The following is a 455-nucleotide window of genomic DNA, read 5'->3' as shown; positions in this document are numbered from 1 at the left end:
TTCTCCTTCGGCCTGGTGTTCCAACTGCCGGTGGTGACCAGCCTGATGACACGCGTCGGCATGCTGTCGTCCAAGGGGCTGGCCGAGAAGCGCAAATGGGCGATCGTCATCGCCTTCGTCGTCGCGGCGGTGCTGACGCCGCCCGATCCGATGAGCCAGATCGGCCTCGCCATTCCGACCATCCTTCTGTACGAGGTCTCCATCTGGGCTGCCCGGCTGATCGAGCGCGATCAGGAAAAGCAGCGCGTGGCACGCGAGAAGCAGGACGCGGCGGAAGAGGTCGCCGAGAAGAAGCCGGCGGACGCGTCCTCCACCTGAACGGCGCCGCCGCGTCTGGCCAGCCTCGATAGGAATTTTTTCTTGACCTGGTGAGGGCAGCTATGCTATGATTCTCGGTATGGTGCCGACTTGCGCCAGCGACCCGCCGTAGAGGCGGGGTTTTTTTTTTTGGCTAT

Annotated in this window: 1 protein-coding gene; it reads left to right on the top strand. The window is 62.9% G+C overall.

Features of this window, described 5'->3' with window-relative positions; translation table 11 throughout:
* On the top strand, positions 1–318 hold a 318-nt coding region (locus EN932_RS37665; RefSeq protein ID WP_206619057.1), incomplete at its 5' end, for a twin-arginine translocase subunit TatC.
* Between the last annotated feature and the right edge of the window lie 137 nt (positions 319–455).

The organism is Mesorhizobium sp. M7A.F.Ca.US.002.01.1.1 (assembly GCF_004022955.1).
Classification (GTDB): Bacteria; Pseudomonadota; Alphaproteobacteria; order Rhizobiales; family Rhizobiaceae; genus Mesorhizobium; species Mesorhizobium ciceri.
This window is presented reverse-complemented; position numbering and strand designations above follow the sequence as displayed.